Origin of the sequence: Streptomyces sp. NPDC001903, from assembly GCF_042891345.1 — a bacterium.
In the GTDB taxonomy this organism is placed as follows: Bacteria; Actinomycetota; Actinomycetes; order Streptomycetales; family Streptomycetaceae; genus Streptomyces.
In genome coordinates this window covers 187,356-204,923 of sequence record NZ_JBIASZ010000010.1, presented here as the reverse complement: position 1 = coordinate 204,923, position 17,568 = coordinate 187,356, and the positions used below count along the sequence as shown (strand labels likewise).

The 17,568-nt window shown below is 70.9% G+C and carries 15 protein-coding genes; 6 read left to right on the top strand and 9 right to left on the bottom strand.

The annotated features are described in order from the left end of the window. The first annotated feature begins 190 nt into the window (after positions 1 to 190). The gene (locus tag ACFYZS_RS23065) at positions 191 to 592 is read left to right on the top strand and encodes a hypothetical protein (RefSeq protein WP_030863504.1); all 402 of its coding nucleotides are present in this window, start codon (positions 191 to 193) and stop codon (positions 590 to 592) included. A 109-nt stretch (positions 593 to 701) separates the two neighbouring features. Here the strand turns inward: ACFYZS_RS23065 and ACFYZS_RS23060 are convergent, their stop codons facing one another. From ACFYZS_RS23060 to coxB, 4 genes are all read right to left on the bottom strand, one after another. After that, on the bottom strand, positions 702 to 1,949 hold the full coding sequence (locus tag ACFYZS_RS23060) for an Ig-like domain-containing protein (RefSeq protein WP_389015614.1): 1,248 nt from the start codon (positions 1,947 to 1,949) through the stop codon (positions 702 to 704). 116 nt (positions 1,950 to 2,065) lie between these two features. Further along, entirely contained in the window at positions 2,066 to 2,464 is a 399-nt protein-coding gene (locus tag ACFYZS_RS23055; protein ID WP_383343959.1) for a cytochrome c oxidase subunit 4, read from the bottom strand. After that, complete coding sequence (gene ctaD / locus ACFYZS_RS23050; RefSeq protein WP_389015611.1) at positions 2,461 to 4,191, bottom strand: cytochrome c oxidase subunit I; 1,731 nt, start codon at positions 4,189 to 4,191, stop codon at positions 2,461 to 2,463. The genes ACFYZS_RS23055 and ctaD overlap by 4 nt, the downstream gene beginning before the upstream one ends. Beyond that, positions 4,188 to 5,177, bottom strand: a complete 990-nt coding sequence (coxB, locus tag ACFYZS_RS23045; RefSeq protein ID WP_389015607.1) for a cytochrome c oxidase subunit II — start codon at positions 5,175 to 5,177, stop codon at positions 4,188 to 4,190. The genes ctaD and coxB overlap by 4 nt, the downstream gene beginning before the upstream one ends. Before the next feature lie 283 nt (positions 5,178 to 5,460). Here coxB and ACFYZS_RS23040 point away from each other — a divergent pair, with 283 nt between their 5' ends. Next, the gene (locus ACFYZS_RS23040; RefSeq protein ID WP_389015604.1) at positions 5,461 to 6,840 is read left to right on the top strand and encodes a cysteine desulfurase/sulfurtransferase TusA family protein; all 1,380 of its coding nucleotides are present in this window, start codon (positions 5,461 to 5,463) and stop codon (positions 6,838 to 6,840) included. Positions 6,841 to 6,873: 33 nt separating this feature from the next. Here the strand turns inward: ACFYZS_RS23040 and ACFYZS_RS23035 are convergent, their stop codons facing one another. Then, positions 6,874 to 7,851: a carbohydrate kinase family protein gene (locus tag ACFYZS_RS23035; protein ID WP_389015601.1), complete on the bottom strand. Its 978-nt coding sequence runs from the start codon at positions 7,849 to 7,851 to the stop codon at positions 6,874 to 6,876. Positions 7,852 to 8,017: 166 nt separating this feature from the next. Between ACFYZS_RS23035 and ACFYZS_RS23030 the strand changes: the two genes are divergently transcribed. Together ACFYZS_RS23030 and ACFYZS_RS23025 are read left to right on the top strand one after the other, a co-directional pair. Continuing rightward, positions 8,018 to 8,224: a hypothetical protein gene (locus ACFYZS_RS23030; RefSeq protein WP_389015863.1), complete on the top strand. Its 207-nt coding sequence runs from the start codon at positions 8,018 to 8,020 to the stop codon at positions 8,222 to 8,224. Between the two features lie 98 nt (positions 8,225 to 8,322). After that, positions 8,323 to 9,789, top strand: coding sequence for a hypothetical protein (locus ACFYZS_RS23025; RefSeq protein WP_389015598.1), 1,467 nt, complete (start codon positions 8,323 to 8,325; stop codon positions 9,787 to 9,789). 75 nt (positions 9,790 to 9,864) lie between these two features. Here the strand turns inward: ACFYZS_RS23025 and erpA are convergent, their stop codons facing one another. Then, the gene (gene erpA, locus ACFYZS_RS23020) at positions 9,865 to 10,221 is read right to left on the bottom strand and encodes an iron-sulfur cluster insertion protein ErpA (RefSeq protein ID WP_030010511.1); all 357 of its coding nucleotides are present in this window, start codon (positions 10,219 to 10,221) and stop codon (positions 9,865 to 9,867) included. 318 nt (positions 10,222 to 10,539) lie between these two features. Between erpA and nadA the strand changes: the two genes are divergently transcribed. Next, on the top strand, positions 10,540 to 11,727 hold the full coding sequence (gene nadA, locus ACFYZS_RS23015; protein WP_389015595.1) for a quinolinate synthase NadA: 1,188 nt from the start codon (positions 10,540 to 10,542) through the stop codon (positions 11,725 to 11,727). 78 nt (positions 11,728 to 11,805) lie between these two features. On the opposite strand, the gene ACFYZS_RS23010 is transcribed toward nadA, so the two are convergent. The 3 genes from ACFYZS_RS23010 to ACFYZS_RS23000 all read right to left on the bottom strand — a co-directional run bounded on the left by ACFYZS_RS23010 (position 11,806) and on the right by ACFYZS_RS23000 (position 16,684). Further along, on the bottom strand, positions 11,806 to 14,949 hold the full coding sequence (locus ACFYZS_RS23010; RefSeq protein WP_389015592.1) for an efflux RND transporter permease subunit: 3,144 nt from the start codon (positions 14,947 to 14,949) through the stop codon (positions 11,806 to 11,808). 164 nt (positions 14,950 to 15,113) lie between these two features. Then, the gene (locus ACFYZS_RS23005) at positions 15,114 to 15,812 is read right to left on the bottom strand and encodes a response regulator (protein WP_389015590.1); all 699 of its coding nucleotides are present in this window, start codon (positions 15,810 to 15,812) and stop codon (positions 15,114 to 15,116) included. A 38-nt stretch (positions 15,813 to 15,850) separates the two neighbouring features. Next, positions 15,851 to 16,684, bottom strand: coding sequence for an adenosylcobinamide-GDP ribazoletransferase (locus ACFYZS_RS23000; protein WP_389015587.1), 834 nt, complete (start codon positions 16,682 to 16,684; stop codon positions 15,851 to 15,853). Between the two features lie 87 nt (positions 16,685 to 16,771). On the opposite strand from ACFYZS_RS23000, the gene ACFYZS_RS22995 reads away from it, so the two are divergent. After that, entirely contained in the window at positions 16,772 to 17,542 is a 771-nt protein-coding gene (locus tag ACFYZS_RS22995) for a hypothetical protein (RefSeq protein ID WP_389015584.1), read from the top strand. Positions 17,543 to 17,568 lie beyond the last annotated feature (26 nt).

The window sequence follows — 17,568 nt, the reverse complement described above, 5'->3', positions numbered from 1 at the left end:
CGCTTATCCCGCCCTCACCCCGGGGGGTGCCGTTCGGAGTGTCAGGGGCGTGTGCAAGGCCCGAACGGCCCATCAGATCGGCCCCGGGACCTTCATCGGCGAGGCTGTCCGAACCGATGTTGACACCGGGTCGGACGGAGTAGCATCCCGCGCAACATCAACGTGATTCACGGCACCGTGGAGGAACGAAATGCGGTCGACTGCACGGGTTCTGGTCTACAGCGACGACGCGAGCACCCGCGAGCAGGTGCGGCTGGCGGCCGGGCGCAGGCCGGCCGCCGACCTGCCGCCGGTCGAGTTCGTGGAATGCGCCACGCTCCCGGCCGTCCTGAGCGAGCTGGACGCGGGCGGGATCGACGTCTGCGTGCTGGACGGGGAGGCGGTCCCGGCCGGCGGCATGGGCGTGTGCCGGCAGATCAAGGACGAGATCTTCCGGTGCCCGCCGGTACTGCTGCTGATGGGGCGTCCGCAGGACGCCTGGCTGGCCACCTGGAGCCGCGCGGACGCGGCGGTGACCCTTCCGGTCGACCCGGTGGAGTTCGCGGACGCCCTGGCGGGCCTCGTGCGTTCCCGGCTGTCGTCGGCCGCCTGACGCGCGGCCGCCGCCGGCGCGCCGTCATCCGTACGAACGGACTTCGGTGCGCCGGTGCCGGGCCGGGCGGGCCCGCCCGGCCCGCGTCCGGAGCGCGGGTCAGCCGGACTCAGACCTGCGGGCGCAGCCGGGCCTGGTCGATCGGACTGCGGCCTTCCTGGGTGCCCTTGAGGAGGGCGCTGCCGTCGCGCCACTCCTTCCAGTCCAGGTTCCAGTCGCCGAAGCCGTTGCCGAAGGGCTCCATGTCGTCGCCGATGCTGTTGATCACCCGGACGATGTCGCCCTCGGTGATGTTCTCGTAGAACCAGGCGGCATTGCCCGTGCTCATGCCGGTGCAGCCGTGGCTGACGTTCTCGGAGCCCTGCGAGTCGACGGACCACGGTGCGGCGTGCACGTATTCACCACTCCAGGTGACGCGGGTCGCGTAGTAGACGGGCAGGTTGTAGTACTCGCTGCCGCCGATGCCGACGGTGTCGCCGCGCATCTGGACGAAGTACTGCTTGCCGAGCACCACCTTGACCCCGTTGCGGGTGGAGAAGCCGGGCTTTCCGGTGGTCACCGGAATGGTGTTGATCACTTCTCCGTTGCGCTCGAACGTCAGGTAGTGCGCGGAGGCGTCCGTGGTGACCTCGACGCGGTCCCCGATCTCCAGCGTCAACGGCGTGGTGGCGGCCCCGTGGAGCTCGTCCGTGATCTTGATGCCCTCCAGATTGCTCCGTACGGAGACGGTGGAGTGCGCGGGCCAGTAATCCTTCGGGCGGAAGTGCAGGTTCTTGTCGTCCACCCAGTGCCAGGCGCCCTCGACGCCCGGCGGCAGGCTGACGACCAGGCCCCGCTCCACGATCGCCCGGGCGGCCTTGTCCGTGACGGGCTCGTTCAGCACGGCCGTGAGGGGCTGTCCGACGCCGTACTTGCCCTCGTCCGGCCCGAATTCGACCTTGAGGACCTTCTCGGCCGGAGTGGTCTCGAACGTCAGCCTGCGCTGCCCCGGAGCGCCGCGCTCGTCCTCGGTGTTCACCAGGACCGTGTAATGGACGCCGGCCGCCATCGGGGCCGTGCTGTGCCAGCGGTCGCCCTTGGCGCTCAGCTCGCCCGCGAGGCGCCGCCCCTGGCCGTCCACGGCGGACACGTCGGTGATCCGGCTGCCGCCGGTGCCCTTGGCGGTGATCTCCAGGGGCTTCTCGGGGTCGACGGGCCTGCCGCCCGGCGGCTGGTTGAAGACGACCTGGTCGCCCGCGTCGTACGGGCGGGCGGACAGCGGATTGTCTCCGGGCCCGCAAGCGGTGGCGCCGGCCCCGAGGGAGGCCACCAGCACGGAGCAGCCGAGTACCGTCCAAAGACGCGGTGAGTGCTTCATGGAGCCCACGCTATGAAGGTATGACCATTGCTGCGCGCGGGGTGACTGCAAACGAGGGGCCCGGACTCCTCCATTGGAGGTGTCCGGGCCCCGGGTCTTGTCTCGGTGCTGCGGTCCTACTGGTTCTGGTTCTCACCGCGGTAGTACTCGTACACCCAGCCCCACAGGCCGATCAGGATGATCGGGGCCGAGAAGTACATGAGCCACCAGCCGAAGACGACGCCCATGAACGCGAACGCGCCACCGATGGCCAGCGAGAGCGGCTGCCAGCTGTGCGGGGAGAAGAACCCCAGCTCGCCCGCCTCGTCGGCGACGTCGGCCTCCAGGTTGTCCTGGGCCATCTCGTCGACGCGCTTGGCCGTGAAGGCCAGGTAGTAGCCGATCATGACGCTCAGGCCGAAGGCCAGGAAGAGCGCGGTGGTTCCGACGGGCTCCTTCGACCACACGCCGTACACGACGGCCATGATCAGGATGAAGAAGGAGAGCCAGAGGAACATCTTGCCCTGGATCTTCACTTGCCGGCCTCCTTGCCACCGGTGACGGCCTTGGCGGCGACGCTGTGGTCCTCGAGGTGGTCGAGGGCTGCGATCTCAGGGTGGTGCAGGTCGAACGCGGGCGACTCGGAACGGATCCGCGGCAGGGTGAGGAAGTTGTGCCGCGGCGGCGGGCAGGACGTCGCCCACTCGAGCGAACGGCCGTAGCCCCACGGGTCGTCGACCTCGACCTTCTTGCCGTACTTCGCCGTCTTCCAGACGTTGTACATGAACGGCAGCATCGACATGCCCAGCAGGAACGAGCTGATCGTCGAGATCGTGTTCAGGGTGGTGAAGCCGTCGGCCGCGAGGTAGTCCGCGTAACGGCGCGGCATGCCCTCGGCGCCCAGCCAGTGCTGCACCAGGAACGTGCCGTGGAAGCCGATGAACAGCGTCCAGAAGGTGATCTTGCCGAGGCGCTCGTCCAGCATCTTGCCCGTGAACTTCGGCCACCAGAAGTGGAAGCCGGCGAACATCGCGAACACCACGGTGCCGAAGACGACGTAGTGGAAGTGCGCGACGACGAAGTACGAGTCGGAGACGTGGAAGTCCATCGGGGGCGAGGCCAGGATGACGCCGGTCAGACCACCGAAGGTGAAGGTGACCAGGAAGCCGATCGTCCAGAGCATCGGGGTCTCGAAGGACAGCGAGCCCTTCCACATGGTGCCGATCCAGTTGAAGAACTTCACACCGGTCGGTACCGCGATCAGGAAGGTCATGAAGGAGAAGAACGGCAGCAGCACACCGCCGGTGACGTACATGTGGTGGGCCCACACGGTCACGGAGAGGCCGGCGATCGCGATCGTCGCGGCGATCAGGCCGATGTAACCGAACATCGGCTTGCGCGAGAAGACCGGGATGATCTCGGAGACGATTCCGAAGAACGGCAGCGCGATGATGTACACCTCTGGGTGTCCGAAGAACCAGAAGAGGTGTTGCCAGAGCAATGCGCCGCCGTTGGAGGCGTCGAACACATGGGCGCCGAACTTGCGGTCGGCCTCCAGCGCGAAGAGCGCGGCGGCCAGCACCGGGAAGGCGAGCAGGACCAGGACACCGGTCAGCAGCACGTTCCAGGTGAAGATCGGCATGCGGAACATCGTCATGCCGGGGGCGCGCATGCAGATGATCGTGGTGATGAAGTTGACCGAGCCGAGGATCGTGCCGAAGCCGGAGAAGGCCAGACCCATGATCCACATGTCGGCGCCGATGCCCGGCGAGCGGACCGCGTCCGACAGCGGGGAGTAGGCGAACCAGCCGAAGTCGGCGGCGCCGTTCGGCGTCACGAAGCCGGCCACCGCGATGGTCGAGCCGAAGAGGTACAGCCAGTACGCGAACATGTTCAGCCGCGGGAACGCCACGTCGGGCGCGCCGATCTGCAGCGGCATGATCCAGTTCGCGAAGCCCGCGAAGAGCGGGGTGGCGAACATCAGCAGCATGATCGTGCCATGCATGGTGAACGCCTGGTTGAACTGCTCGTTCGACATGATCTGCGTGCCCGGACGAGCCAGCTCGGCGCGCATGAGGAGCGCCAGCACGCCGCCGATGATGAAGAACACGAACGACGTGACCAGGTACATCGTGCCGATGGTCTTGTGGTCGGTAGTGGTCAGCCACTTCACGACGACATTGCCCGGCTGCTTGCGCCGCACCGGCAGCTCGTTTTCATACGAGTCGGCGGCGGCACCCTGAGATTCGTTGAGGATGCTCACAGTTTGTTCGTCTCCGCATTCCGGGCCGGGTCAGTCTGCTTGATGCCGGCCGGGAGGAAGCCGGTCTGCCCCTTCTCGGCCAGTTCCTTGAGGTGCGCCCGGTAGGCCTCGGGCGAGACGACCTTGACGTTGAAGAGCATCCGGGAGTGGTCGACGCCGCAGAGCTCGGCGCACTTGCCCATGAAGATGCCCTCTTGGGACGGGGTGACCTCGAAGACGTTCGTGTGCCCCGGGATGACGTCCTGCTTGAACAGGAAGGGGACCACCCAGAAGGAGTGGATGACGTCGTTCGACGACAGGATGAAACGAACCTTCTCACCCTTGGGCAGCCAGAGCGTGGGGCCGGGGTACTTGACGCCCTCGGCCGCCTTCTCCAGGTTCACGTCCGCAGGAGTGCCCTTCTCGTAGACGCCTTCGGCGCCCGCGGGGAATTCCTTGGTGAAGCGGTCCGGGATGTTGGCGAGCGCCTTGGGAACCTCGCCCGCCTTCGGGGTCGCCGCATCGCCGTCGACGTTCTCGACGTAGTTGAAGCCCCAGCTCCACTGGAAGCCGACCACGTTGATCGTGTGCGCGGGCTTCGGGGTGAGGGCGAGCAGCTTCGACTCGTCGCGCGCGGTGAAGTAGAAGAGCACCGAGACGATGATGAGCGGGACCACGGTGTACAGCGCCTCGATGGGCATGTTGTACCGGGTCTGCGGGGGGACCTCCACCTTCGTCCGGCTGCGCCGGTGGAAGATGACGCTCCAGATGATCAGGCCCCAGACCAGGATGCCCGTGATGAGGGCAGCTGCCCACGACCCCTGCCACAGGGACAGGATGCGAGGCGCCTCCTCCGTGACCGGATAGGGCATTCCGAGCCGGGGGAAGTCTTGCCAGTTGTACGAGCAACCAGTGGCGGTCGCCAGGACCGCGCCCGCAGTCAGCGCCTGCAGCAGCTTCCGCCGCATCGGGCGCCGCGGCGAGCGGTCGGAGCCGTAGGGACTCACGTAGCGCCTTCCCGAGAGTCTCGGCCCGCGCGGCCGGCCGCGGCCGTATTCGGGTCGGTCGCCGGCCCTGACGCAGGCAGGGGTTTGGATGTTTATGCGGACCAAACCCTACTGGACGCTATTTGGGGTCGCGCGGGGAGGGTGCCCAACGCGCCGCTACTGCCCCCGAAGGGATGGATCCGCCGTACGGGGGACGGCCCAACACCCCCTGAATGGCGGCCTCCGGAGGCCATCTGACGGCCCCTGACCTCGAACGCCGCCGGCGGCCGGTTAGCGTGGCCCGATGCCGTACTTCGACACCGCGTCCGCCGCTCCCCTGCACCCCGTGGCCCGGCAGGCGTTGCAGGCCTCCCTGGACGAGGGCTGGGCGGACCCCGCCCGGCTCTACCGGGAGGGCCGGCGCGCCCGGCTGCTGCTGGACGCGGCGCGCGAGGCGGCGGCGGAGGCCGTGGGCTGTCGCCCCGACGAGCTCGTGTTCACTCCTTCGGGGACGCACGCGGTTCACACGGGGGTCGCGGGAGCGCTCGCCGGGCGCCGGCGCGTCGGCGGTCATCTGGTCGTATCGGCGGTCGAACACAGTTCTGTACTCCACGCGGCGGACGCGCACGAGGCCGCCGGGGGGACGGTGACCCGCGTCCCGGTGGACCGCGCGGGCGCGGTGTCCCCGGACGGATACGCCCGCGCGCTGGAGGCGTCGACGGCCCTGGCCTGCCTCCAGTCGGCCAACCACGAGGTGGGCACGGTCCAGCCGGTCGCGGAGGTGGCCGAGGTGTGCGCGGCGGCCGGGGTCCCGCTGCTCGTGGACGCGGCGCAGTCGCTGGGCTGGGGTCCGGTGGAGGGCGGCTGGTCGCTGCTCACCGCGAGCGCGCACAAATGGGGCGGACCGGCCGGGGTCGGACTGCTGGCGGTCCGCAAGGGCGTCCGCTTCTCGCCGCAATTCCCCGCGGACGAAAGGGAGTCGGGCCGCTCCCCCGGCTTCGTGAACCTCCCCGCCGTGGTGGCGGCGGCCGCCTCGCTGCGCGCCGTACGGGCCGAGGCCGACGCGGAGGCGGCCCGGCTGCGGATCCTGGTGGACCGCATCCGGCGGCGCGTGGCCCGGCTGGTGCCGGACGTGGAGGTGGTCGGGGACCCGGAGCGGCGGCTGCCGCACCTGGTCACGTTCTCCTGCCTGTACGTCGACGGCGAGACGCTGCTGCACGAGCTGGACCGGGCGGGCTGGTCCGTCTCCTCCGGCTCCTCCTGCACCAGCTCCACGCTGACCCCGAGTCACGTGCTCCGGGCGATGGGCGTGCTGTCGGAGGGGAACGTACGGGTCTCCCTGCCGCCGGGGACGACGGCGCAGGAGGTGAACGGCTTCCTGGAGGTCCTGCCGGGGGTGGTGGCGGGGGTCCGCGCCACGCTCGGCGTGGTCGAACCGGCGGCCGTGGCGCCGGTGTCGGACGCGCTGGAGATCGACGCCCTGGGGCTGCGCTGCCCCCAGCCGGTGATCGAGCTGGCCCGCGCGATCGGCACGGTCCCGGTCGGCGGCACCGTCACCGTCCTGTCGGACGACGAGGTGGCCCGCCTGGACATCCCGGCCTGGTGCACGATGCGCGGCCACACGTACGTGGGCGAGGCCCCGCGCCCGGCGGGGGTCGCGTACACGGTCCGCCGGCGGGTCTGACGTTCAGCGCCGCCGGCGTCCGAGGAGCGGGTGCTACGCCGCGAGGTGGGCGCGGACCTCGGAGGCCGCGTCCTCGCCGTACGCCTTCGTGAAGCGCTCCATGAAGTGGGCACGGGCCAGGGTGTACTCCTGGGTGCCCAGCGTCTCGATCACGAGCGTGGCCAGCATGCAGCCGACCTGGGCCGCCCGCTCCAGCCCCACGCCCCAGCCGAGGCCGGTCAGGAACCCGGCGCGGAACGCGTCGCCGACGCCGGTCGGGTCCACCTTCGCCGTCTCGTCCGGGCAGCCGACCACGATCGGCTCCTCGCCGACCCGCTCGATCCGCACGCCCCGCGAGCCCAGCGTGGTCACGCGCGTGCCGACCTTGCCCAGGATCTCCGCGTCCGTCCAGCCGGACTTCGACTCGATCAGGCCCTTCTCGTACTCGTTCGAGAAGAGGTACGTCGCGCCCTCCATCAGCGTGCGGATGTTCTCGCCGTCCATCCGCGCGATCTGCTGCGAGAAGTCCGCCGCGAACGGGATCCCGCGCGTGCGGCACTCCTCCGTGTGGCGCAGCATCGCCTCGGGGTCGTCGGCGCCGATGAGGACGAGGTCGAGCCCGCCCACCCGGTCGGCGACGGCCTTCAGCTCGATCAGGCGGGCCTCGCTCATCGCGCCCGTGTAGAAGGAGCCGATCTGGTTGTGGTCGGCGTCCGTGGTGCACACGAAGCGCGCGGTGTGCAGCACCTCGGAGATCCGCACGGACTCGGTGTCGACGCCGTGCCGGTCCAGCCACGCGCGGTACTCGTCGAAGTCGTACCCGGCCGCGCCGACGAGGATCGGGCGGGTGCCGAGCTGGCCCATGCCGAAGCAGATGTTCGGGCCGACGCCGCCCCGGCGCACGTCGAGGTTGTCGACGAGGAAGGAGAGGGAGACCGTGTGCAGCTGGTCCGCGACGAGCTGGTCGGCGAAGCGGCCGGGGAAGGTCATGAGGTGGTCGGTGGCGATGGAGCCGGTGACTGCGATACGCACGGCGTGGACGCTCCTGCGGAGGACGGCGAGGGGGACAGTCAAAACTACCCGGTCGCTGCCCGGTCGCCGACCGCACGAAACTACCCCGTAGTAGGTCTTTCTTCGCCGGCCGAGCCGTGCCTACCGTGCCCCCATGACCTACACCGATGGTTTCGGGTACGCGGGCATGTCCAAGGAAGGCGCCGAGAAGGGCGCCGCCGACACGCGGCCCGGCTTCGCACGGCTGCTGGGTGACTGCGCCAGGATGGCCCCGCACTGGGCGGTCCCGGCGGACCCCCGGCCGGACCGGGTGGCGCCCTCGCAGATCCACGGGATCAGCGTTCCGCCGGCCTCGGCCCGCCTGATCGCCTCGACGGCCGAGTACGGGGAGTAGCGCCCGGCCGGTCGGCCGGTCAGGGACCGGGGAACCGGTTCGCCGTCTGTTCCGTCACAGCCGCATCAGCCACTGCGGCGAGGGCGAAGGAGCAAGCGGTGACCACCGAACAACCCGACACATCACGCGGCACACGGCGGCGGCCGGCCTGGGCCATCGGCTCGATCGCGGCCGCCGTCCTGCTCGCGGGCGGCGGTACGGCGTACTGGGCGTCCGCCGCCTCCGGCGACGGCGGGCCGGGCTCCCGTACGGGTGACAGCGCGGCCTCGGCGCCCCGCGTCGCGCCGAGCCCCTCCGGGCCGGGCATCGCCCCCGGCGAGCCGGACCCGCACGGCGGCGGGGTGACGTACCGGGCCGACGTGAAGCTCCCCGAGGCCCCGGCGTCCGCGCCGTCCTTCGCCGCGACCGGCGAGGTCACCTCCGAGGAGGCGGCGCGGCTCGCGACGGCCCTGGGCCTCCCGGGGGCACCGCGGCTCACCGGCGGGACCTGGCAGGCCGGGGAGGGCGCCGACGGCACCGGACCCCGGCTCACGGTGAACTCCAAGGCCCCCGGGACCTGGAACTTCTCCCGCTTCCAGGGGACGGGGGGCACCGGTGACGACTGCAAGCGCGGCAAGGACACCTGCGGCCCGGCCACCCTCCCCCAGGCGGACGGCGCGGCCGGGAACGGTGCGCCGGCCGGGACGGACGCCAAGAGCGGCGGCACCCCGGTGAGCGAGGAGGCCGCCAAGGCCGCCGCCGCCCCGGTGCTCGCCGCGCTGGGCCAGAGCGGGGCCAAGCTGGACGCCCGGCTCACGCAGGGCTCCGTACGGGTGGTGACGGCCGACCCGGTGATCGGCGGGCTGCCCACCCAGGGCTGGTCCACGAAGGTCAGCGTGGGCGCGGACTCCCGGGTGGTGGCGGGCAGCGGTGAGCTGAAGGCGCCGGTACGCGCCGCGGAGCAGCAGGTGGTCGGGGCCGTCGAGGCGCTGGCCCGGCTGAACCGGTCCTCGGCCGGATCCGGGGGTACGGACCCCGGCCCCAGCGGCTGCGCGACCTCGGTCCCGCTGACCCCGGACACCCCGGTCGGCCCCGGGGACACGCCGCCCTGCAACCCGGAGCCGCGGCCGATGAAGCCGCCGCGGACCGAGACCGTGAAGGGTGCGGTGCTCGGGCTGGCGCCGGGGACCGTGGACGGCACGCGCGGCCTGGTCCCGGCCTGGCTGTTCGAGGTGGCCGGCGGCAACGGCGGGCCCGGCCGCACGGTGGCCCAGCCGGCCGGTGAGGACGCGACGGCCGTGCCGTCGGCCCCGAAGGGCGGGCGGACCGTGCCGGGGGTCTCGTACCAGGAGGCCGACCGGAAGCTGACCGTGAACTTCTGGGGCGGGGTGTGCAGCACCTACGCCCTGGAGGCGCGGGAGGAGGCCGGATCGGTGACGGTGCGGATCACGGACACCCCGAACGAGCCGGGCCGGGCCTGCATCATGCTCGCCCAGGACATGAGCGTGTCGGCGACCCTCCAGCAGCCGCTGGGCGAGCGCAAGGTGATCGACGCGACCTCGGGCAAGCCGCTCCCCCGGCAGTAGCCCGTCCCGCACGACGGGAGGCCCCCGGCACCGATGGTGCCGGGGGCCTCCCGTGTGTCCGCACTCGCTCCAGGCTTAGCTGAAGGAGTCGCCGCAGGCGCAGGAGCCGGTGGCGTTGGGGTTGTCGATCGTGAAGCCCTGCTTCTCGATGGTGTCGACGAAGTCGATCGAGGCACCGTGGAGGTACGGGGAGCTCATCCGGTCCGTGACGACCTTCACGCCGTCGAAGTCCTTGACGACGTCGCCGTCGAGGGAACGCTCGTCGAAGAAGAGCTGGTAGCGCAGGCCGGAGCAACCACCGGGCTGGACGGCGACGCGGAGCGCCAGGTCATCGCGGCCTTCCTGCTCCAGCAGGGTCCTGACCTTCTCGGCGGCGGCGTCGGACAGGAGGATGCCGTCGCTCACAGTGGTCTTGTCGTCCTGTACGGACATCTGCATTCACTCCCGAAGTGGGCGGCTCCCCACCCAAGGCAGGGAAACGTCGGACTCTTGCCGTCGATGGCAACGAGCGGGGCCGCGGATTCATTCCGGACCCGACGCATGTTTCAGATTTCCATGCTCGCACACCCTCGCGCGGGGGTGGACCTGACGGACCGCGTGCGGTCATCCCGGGCGAATTCGTCACATCGACACTATCGGCATCGTCAAAGTGACGTGAAGCGGCTATCATAGATAACGTCAAATAGACGAGAAGTCGAATCCGGCTTCAGAAGCCCTGCTTCGGAAGTCCCTTGTCGCGGAACAGAAAGGGTGCGTGTCGTGACCACCGCCCAGCCTTTGGACGTCCAGCCGACGCCCCTTGCCCTGCTGCTGCTCGGCCGTGAGGCCGACCCCAAGAGCGAGCGCGGGGTGGAGTGCCCCGGCGACCTGCCGTCGCCGTCGGACCCGGACCTGGTCGCGCGCGCCCGCGCGGCCAAGGAGAAGCTCGGGGACAAGGTCTTCATCCTCGGCCACCACTACCAGCGTGACGAGGTGATCGAGTTCGCCGACGTCACCGGCGACTCCTTCAAGCTGGCCAAGGACGCGGCCGCCAAGCCGGAGGCCGAGTACATCGTCTTCTGCGGCGTCCACTTCATGGCGGAGTCCGCGGACATCCTGACCTCGGACGACCAGAAGGTCGTCCTGCCGGACCTGGCCGCCGGCTGCTCGATGGCCGACATGGCCACCGCCGAGCAGGTCGCCGAGTGCTGGGACGTGCTCACCGAGGCCGGCATAGCCGGTGCGACGGTCCCCGTCTCGTACATGAACTCCTCCGCCGACATCAAGGCGTTCACCGGCAAGCACGGCGGCACGATCTGCACCTCCTCCAACGCGAAGAAGGCCCTGGAGTGGGCCTTCGAGCAGGGCGAGAAGGTGCTGTTCCTGCCGGACCAGCACCTGGGCCGCAACACCGCCGTCCGCGACATGGGCATGTCCCTGGACGACTGCGTGCTCTACAACCCGCACAAGCCCAACGGCGGCCTGACCGTCCAGCAGCTGCGCGACGCCAAGATGATCCTGTGGCGCGGCCACTGCTCGGTGCACGGCCGCTTCTCGGTCGACTCGGTCAACGACGTGCGCGCCCGCATCCCCGGCGTGAACGTCCTCGTCCACCCCGAGTGCAAGCACGAGGTCGTCGCGGCCGCGGACTACGTCGGCTCGACGGAGTACATCATCAAGGCGCTGGAGGCGGCCCCGGCCGGCTCCAAGTGGGCCATCGGCACCGAGCTGAACCTCGTCCGCCGTCTGGCGAACCGATTCGCCTCGGAGGACAAGGAGGTCGTCTTCCTCGACAAGACGGTCTGCTTCTGCTCGACGATGAACCGCATCGACCTCCCCCACCTGGTGTGGACCCTGGAGTCCCTGGCCGAGGGCACCCTCGTCAACCAGATCCAGGTCGACAAGGAGACGGAGAGCTTCGCGAAGCTCGCCCTGGAGCGCATGCTCGCCCTCCCGTAGCCCTCGCCTCCCGGACGCCCGAAGGCCGCCCCTCCCCGCTCGGGGAGGGGCGGCCTTCGCCGTTCACCGGACCGTGCGTCAGACCCTGACCGGGGATTCCTCGTCCGAGGACTCGTCCGGGGCCGGGACCACGGTCAGCCGGGCCGTGCGCCTGGCCTCGCGCTTCGCGCGGCGGCGCTCCTTGCGGAGCTCGATCATCGTGTAGAGGGTCGGTACGAGGAGCAGCGTCAGCAGGGTCGAGCTGACCAGGCCGCCGATCACGACCACGGCGAGCGGCTGCGAGATGAACCCGCCCTCGCCGGTGACGCCGAGCGCCATCGGGAGCAGCGCGAAGATCGTCGCGAGGGCCGTCATGAGGATCGGGCGCAGGCGGTGCCGGCCGCCCTCGATGACGGCTTCGACCACCCCGAGCCCCTGGGCCCGGTACTGGTTGACCAGGTCGATCAGGACGATCGCGTTGGTCACGACGATGCCGATGAGCATCAGCATGCCGATCATCGCCGGGACGCCCAGCGGGGTGCCGGTCACCAGCAGCAGGCCGAGCGCTCCGGTCGCCGCGAACGGGATCGACACCAGCAGGATGAGCGGCTGGATCAGCGACCGGAACGTGGCCACGAGCAGCATGAACACGATCGCGATGGCCGCGAGCATGGCCAGGCCCAGGGAGGCGAAGGCGTCGTCCTGGTCCGAGGAGACGCCGCCGATGGTGGCCGTGGCCCCCTCCGGCAGGTCCAGCGCCTTGATCTTCGTCTGCAGCTCGGCGCCGATCGCGCCGGTGTTGTCGCCGACCGGCTTCGCGGTAACCGTGGCGGCGCGGGCGCCGTCGATCCGGGTCATCGAGACCGGGCCGGGGACCTCCTTGACCTCGGCGACGTCGCCGAGCTTGAGGGGGCCGACGGGGAGCGCCTGCAGCTCGGCCAGGGTGGTGGCCGGCTGCGCGGACTTGATGACGATGTCCCGCTCGGTGTTGTCCAGTACGGCCTTGCCCGCCGGGTTGCCCCGTACGGCCTGGGCGACGATCGCGCCGAGGGCGGCCTGGTTCAGGCCCGCCTCGGCGGCCTTCGGGGTGGCGGTCACCGAGATGCGGGGAACGGACTGGGAGAGGTCGCTCTGTACGTCGGTGACGTCGTCGAGCGTGGCCACCTCGGCCCGGACCTGCTCGGCGGCCTTGGCGAGGACGTCCGCCTGGCCGGCCTTGACGACCACGCTCAGGTTCTGGCTGCCGAAGCCGCCGCCCGCGGAGATGCCGGTGTCGCCGATGCCGTCGAGCTTGCCGAGCGCGTCCTCGATGCGCTTCTTGACGCCCTCGGAGTCGCCGGAGTCCTCCAGGGTGACCTGGTACGAGGCCTGGTTGGAGCCCGTGCCGCCGCCGAAGGCGGCCAGGAAGCCGGAGGAGCCGACGGTGACCTGGTAGTCCTTGACCCCCTCGACCTCGGTCAGGGCCTTCTCGACCCGCCGGCTGGCGGCGTCGGAGGCGGCCAGCGAGGTGCCCGGGGGCAGCTGCTGCTTGACCGTCAGGACGCTCTGCTCGCCCTGGTCGAAGAAGTTGGTCTTCAGCAGGGGTGCCATCCCGAAGGTGGCGACGAGGACGACGACCGCGACCGCCAGGGTGGCGATCCGGCGGCGGGTGACCAGGCCCAGGATCCGTACGTAGAAGCCCTGGAGGCGGCTCTTCGCCTCCTTCTCCTCGGCTTCGCGCCGCGCCTTCGCCACGCTCTCGGCGTTCGCCGGGTCGATGCCCTTCGGGGCGCGCAGGAACCAGTACGAGAGCACCGGGACGACCGTCAGGGAGACGATCAGCGAGGCCAGCAGGGCCGCGGCGACGGTGAGGGAGAACGGGCCGAAGAACTCTCCGACCATGCCGCCGACGAAGCCGATCGGCAGGAAGACGGCGACGGTGGTGAGCGTGGAGGAGGTGACCGCGCCGGCGACCTCCTTGACCGCGGCGATGATCGCGGCCTCGCGCTCCTCGCCGTAGCCGAGGTGGCGCTTGATGTTCTCCAGGACCACGATCGAGTCGTCGACGACGCGTCCGATGGCGATGGTGAGGGCGCCGAGGGTCAGCATGTTGAGCGACAGGTCGCGGGTCCACAGCACGATCAGCGCGAGGACCACGGACAGCGGGATGGAGACCGCGGTGACCAGCGTGGAGCGCAGCGAGGCCAGGAAGACCAGGATCACGATCACCGCGAAGAGCAGGCCGAGCAGGCCCTCGGTGGTGAGGCCGGAGATGGACTTGGCGACGGGCGGGCCCTGGTCGCTGACGACGGTCAGCTCGGCGCCGGAACCGAGTGCGGAGCGCAGCTCGGGCAGCTTGTCCCGGACGGCGTCGGAGATCGCCACCGCGCTGCCGTCCTTGTCCATGGTGAGGACGAGGGCGAGGCTGGGCTTGCCGTTGGTGCGGGTCAGGGAGACGGCCTTGGCGGGCTCCTGCGTGACGGTGGCGACGTCGCCGAGGCGTACGGCCGGCTTGCCGGGGCCGGCGCTCAGGCGCAGGTCCTGGAGCTGGGCGAGGGAGGTGTAGCCGCCGCCGACGCGGACGGTCCGGTTCTTGCCGGCCTCGTCGAAGGAGCCGGCGGGGACGGTGGCGCCGCCCGCCTGGAGGGCCTGGGCGAGGGCGGCGCCGTCGAGGCCGGCCGCCGCGAGCTTGGCGTTGTCGGGGGTGACGGCGACCTGGAGGTCCTGGACCCCGTCGACGCTGACCTGGCCGACGCCCTCGATGTCCTCCAGGACGGGGACGACGGAGCGGCCGAGCTGGTCGGCGAGGGCCTGTTGGTCCTTGTCCGAGGTGACGGCGAGGACGACGGTCGGGATGTCGTCGGTGGAGCCGGCCACGACCTGCGGGTCCACCTCGGCCGGCAGCCGTACGCGGGCCCGGTTCACGGCCTGCTGGACGTCGGCGACGAGCTGCTTGGTGCCCTCGTCGCCGTAGTCGAACTTGGCCATGATGAGGGCGTTGCCCTCGCTGGCGGTGGAGGTGATGCCGGTGATGCCGTCGACGCCCTTGAGGGTGGCCTCGATCGGTTCGATGACCTGCTTCTCCACCACGTCGGGCGAGGCGCCCTGGTAGGGCGCGAGCACGGACACCATCGGCAGTTCGATGGACGGCAGCAGCTGCTGCTTGAGCTGCGGGATGGCTATGGCGCCGAAGAGCAGTGCGGTGATCGACACGAGGCCGATCAGCGCTCTTTGGGCCAGGCTGAAGCGGGACAGCCAGGACATGGCGGGATCTCTCTGCAGTGGCGTGCGCGGGGCTGGGCCTGAAGGCCGCGGGCCTTCAGCCTTCCGCATGCCGGGGCGGCACTGCGTCGCTCCCAGGTGCCGCGTCTTTATGCGCCGCATACCGCGTCCGCAGTACGCGGCCGTACTCCGCGCGGGCCGCGGTGCTACTCGGCGCGGGGGCGGACCAGTCCCGATTCGTAGGCGATGACCACCAGTTGGGCCCGGTCGCGGGCGCCCAGCTTGGCCATGGCCCGGTTCACGTGGGTCTTGACGGTGAGCGGGCTGACCTCGAGCCGTCCGGCGATCTCGTCGTTGGACAGTCCCGCGGCGACGTGGACGAGCACCTCGCGCTCGCGGACGGTCAGGGCGGCGAGCCGTTCGGCGTGCGCGGCGGGGGCGCCGGGGTCGGCGCCGCCGCCCTGGGCGAGGAAGGTGGCGATGAGCCCTTTGGTGGCGGCCGGGGAGAGCAGCGCCTCGCCGGCGGCGGCGACGCGGATGGCGTTGAGGAGTTCCTCGGGCTCGGCGCCCTTGCCGAGGAAGCCGGAGGCCCCGGCCCGCAGGGACTGGACCACGTACTCGTCGACCTCGAAGGTCGTCAGCATGACGACGCGGACGGCGGCCAGTTCGGGGTCGGAGCTGATCATGCGGGTGGCGGCGAGCCCGTCCGTGCCGGGCATCCGGATGTCCATGAGGACCACGTCCGGCCGGGTCTGCCGGGCGAGCGCGCAGGCCTGGGCGCCGTCGGAGGCCTCCGCGACGACCTCCATGTCGGGCTCGGAGTCGACCAGCACCTTGAACGCGCTGCGGAGCAGGGCCTGGTCGTCGGCGAGCAGCACCCTGATGGTCGTCGGCGTCTCTTCCACGCCCGCACCCTACGCGGTCCCCTCCCCGGGGAGTGCGGTCAGCCCAGGGCCAGGACGACGAGGGCGGTGGTCGCCGCGATCTCGGCGAGGGCTCCGAAGACGTCGCCGGTGACCCCGTCGAAGCGGCGTACGCACCGGCGGAGCAGCAGCTCCGCCGTCGCCAGGGCGATCAGGACCGCGCCCGCGCACTGGACGGCGGCGCCCGGCCCCACCGGCAGGGCGGCGACCCCGGCCAGGACGGTCACCAATGCGGCGAGAGCGGCGGCCGAGCGCTTGGGGAGCACCCCGGCGACGGCCGCCCCGAGCCCCTCGGGACGGGCCGGCGGTACGCCGTCGCGGGAGGCCAGCGTCATGGCCAACCGGGCGGTGACGGCCGCGATGACCGTGGCCAGCGCCCCGTGGACCCAGCTCTCGGCGTAGAGGTCGGCCAGCGCGCCGGCCTGGACCAGCAGGACCAGCAGCAGCGCCACCACCCCGAAGGGGCCGATGTCGGACTGCTTCATGATCCGCAGCGCCGCCGCGGCCGGCTTCGCGCTGCCCAGCCCGTCGGCGGTGTCGGCGAGTCCGTCGAGGTGCAGCGCCCGCGTCAGTCCTGCCGGTACGGCGACGGTGACGGCGGCCGCGAGCAGGGGTCCGCCGCCCAGGACGAGCAGCACCACCCCCGGCACGGCCGCGAGGACGCCCACGACGAGCCCGGCGAGCGGTGCGCAGGCCATGCCGGTGCGGGCCGCGGGCCGGTCCCAGCGGGTGATGCGGGCGGGCAGCACGGTGAGCGTGCCGAAGGCGAAGCGCACGCCGTCGCGCAGCGAGGCGCGCTCGTCGGGCGGCGTCAGGGGCGGCTCGGGCTGTTGGTCGTCGAACGAATCTTTCATCGGCGCGAACGCTACCTGCTCGCAACGAGCGGTAAATTGCCCCATACGGGAAAAATGGGGAGCTGCCACGACAGGGGAGCCGGCGGTATGGGTCACTGGTGGTACCGGAACATCGTCGAGCCGGGCAAACTCCCGCTGCTCCTGGCCCTGCTCTCGTTCGTCCTCTCGTTCCTGATCACCCGTGTGATCACGCGGATGATCAGGGCGGGGCGGGGGCCGTTCAAGAACATCACTCCGGGCGGCATGCACATCCACCACGTGGTGCCCGGGGTCATCCTCGTGATCATCGGCGGGTTCGGGGCCGTCGGCAGCGGCCGGCACGGTTTCGGCGCCATGCTCTCCGCCGTGATCTTCGGACTGGGCGCGGGACTCGTACTGGACGAGTTCGCGCTGATCCTGCACCTCGACGACGTCTACTGGAGCGAGCAGGGCCGCAAGAGCGTCGAGATCGTGGTCCTGACGGCCGCGCTGGTGGCGCTGGTGCTGGGCGGGTTCCTGCCGTTCGGCGTCAACGACCTGACCGCCGAGGAGCGGCAGAGCCGCGGGCTCATCATCATGAACACCGCCACCAACTTCTTCCTGGCCCTGATCGCCCTGTGGAAGGGCAAGGCCCGCACCGCCTTCTTCGGTACGGTCATCCCCTTCCTGGCGCTGATCGGGGCGATCCGGCTGGCCCGGCCCGGCTCCCCGTACGCGAAGAGGTTCTACGCGAAACGCCCGCGGGCCCGCGCCAAGGCCAATCTGCGCGCCTTCCACCACGACCGGCGCTGGGCGGTCCCGCGCCGCAAGTTCGAGAACTTCATCGGCGGCACCCCGGACCCGGAGCGGGCGCCGGTCTCGAAGCCGACCAAGCACTAGGGTGTCCGGCGGATCCGGGCGGGCCC